Here is a 1,924-nt window from a genome sequence, read left to right on the forward strand (position 1 = left end):
CCACTCCCCCTCAAACCCCGGCAACCGCTTCTTCCCGGTCAGCAACTGCTGCATCAACCCTTTCTTCCGCTGCTGGCTGTTCTCAAGCAGGCGCTCGGTGGCGGTGATGGCCTGATCCCAGGTGGAGAGGATCTGGGCGATAGTGTCCTCTTCTTGCCGAGAGCCGGCGACCATTAAGGGTAGCTCAGATAGGATCGCGGTATTCATATTCGGCATGGTCTGGCCGACAGCATTTTGTTCTAGCCACTTGCGAACCCAGTGCTTTTGAAGGAAGTATGACAAGAACTCCGGAGAGTGTTGCTCTCCCGGAGTGGCCTTCAGGCAACCCGTACCACACAAAGAGCCGGCAGAAGCCTCATCAATGAGGGCAAATCTCGTAACATCTCCTCTTCGACTGAACAGGATATCGCCCTTGCACAGGCGGTGTTTGGACAGGTCTCTAGCTCGTTCTACAGAAATTTTGGCTGCACTCGATGTGTCAGCTCTGAAACCGTTAAGATCCTTAGGCATCAGGACAGGAACGCCATCCGCCTCATACTCATTCGCATGGAGTTGGCTTCCAAATGGCCCGGTTTGCAGGTTGTTGCCGCATACTTCTCCGAGCGTCGAAATCTTCCACCCCTCAGGCACCATAACCAAGCTCCTTGAGATACCCGTCCATCTGCTCGTTCAGCTTCGCAATCTCACATCCGGCTCGCATCCACGAGCTCACATCTCGCCGAATAATCATCTCAGTCATTGTTCTCTCCCGGCGCGTTCGCCTGTTCAATTTGCTGCTGTACCAGACTCCGCTCGCGCTCCAGCTCCCGGCGCAGCTCTTCTTCAACGTCCAGCCAAGGTTGATCAGGGTGGCCAGGGCCGGGATGTGGCTGGAATGCTGCTCATTCCCTTGAGGGGTGGTGTTCATGCGGTCTCCGTTAATGTGCGTTTCATGAATCCATACAGTCGTTCTTATCGGACAAACCCTTGTGCGCCCCGGAAGGTCTGCCCGGACGTATGCAGAAAACCCATTTTCCGGAGGCGTCGCTCGATGGACTGACGAGATCTACCTGGTTTCTGTGATACAGACTCAATGATCCCGGCCAATGAGAAGGAGGTTGAAATCGCATCAAGCAATATGGCTTGTTCCTCGGCACTCCATGCCTGGGTGCCGCGTGTCTGAACCTGCTCTGATTTACAGCCATTGTGATCAGACATCAGGCGGCCTCCGTTTCCACGTTCACCCGACGCTTGCCGGTCAGGAGTTGTTGCATCAGGGCTTTCTTTTCTTGCTTTAGGAGATTGAGCTTGAATTCTAGCCCATCGATTTCTTGATCAGCATAAGACAGCACCATCGCTATTCGCTGCTGTTCCTCTATGCTCGGAACAAACACGTTAAACCTCTGGAGAAGGCCTAACTTAATGTATGGCATTGCTCCATGCTGCTTCTCTCTATCAATATCCCGCATCAACCAATAAAGAATGAATTGATGCAGATATGAAACACTTACTGCATTGGAGAAGTCGCTAAGAATATAGGTTCTCTGATAAGCCTCGAACTTGCCTTTGAAGTAATGGGTTTTTCCGATGATTCCATTTCCGGCTATTAGCAACGCTTCACAGTCATATGAATATTCATCACTGCCTGTAGGCTCACTAGCGCAGGTAAAGAAGGGATATTTCCCATCAGGATTTCCCTCATTAACATCTTTTTTCCCAGTTTTAATTGCGCACAACTCCTTCAGTTTTCGGGTCTCCCACTCCCCCTCAAACCCCGGCAACCGCTTCTTCCCGGTCAGCAACAGCTGCATCAACCCTTTCTTCCGCTGCTGGCTGTTCTCAAGCAGGCGCTCGGTGGCGGTGATGGCCTGATCCCAGGTGGAGAGGATCTGGGCGATCTTTTTTTGTTCGGGGAGGGGGGGGAGAAGAATTGGAACTTTACCGA

At 52.2% G+C, this 1,924-nt stretch carries 3 protein-coding genes; all 3 read right to left on the reverse strand.

All coding sequences use genetic code 11. The features are described from left to right. The coding region (locus tag H3Z84_RS07455) for a restriction endonuclease subunit S (RefSeq protein ID WP_199457027.1) at nt 1-633 on the reverse strand (633 nt) is incomplete at its 3' end. Beyond that, nucleotides 623-907, reverse strand: coding sequence for a hypothetical protein (locus tag H3Z84_RS07460; RefSeq protein ID WP_199457028.1), 285 nt, complete (start codon nt 905-907; stop codon nt 623-625). The genes H3Z84_RS07455 and H3Z84_RS07460, both read right to left, overlap by 11 nt. Before the next feature lie 289 nt (nt 908-1,196). Further along, a partial coding sequence (locus H3Z84_RS07465; protein WP_199457029.1) for a restriction endonuclease subunit S occupies nt 1,197-1,924 on the reverse strand: 728 nt, incomplete at its 5' end.

Source organism: Marinobacter sp. bablab_jr003 (assembly GCF_016464245.1).
GTDB classification, from domain to species: domain Bacteria; phylum Pseudomonadota; class Gammaproteobacteria; order Pseudomonadales; family Oleiphilaceae; genus Marinobacter; species Marinobacter vinifirmus.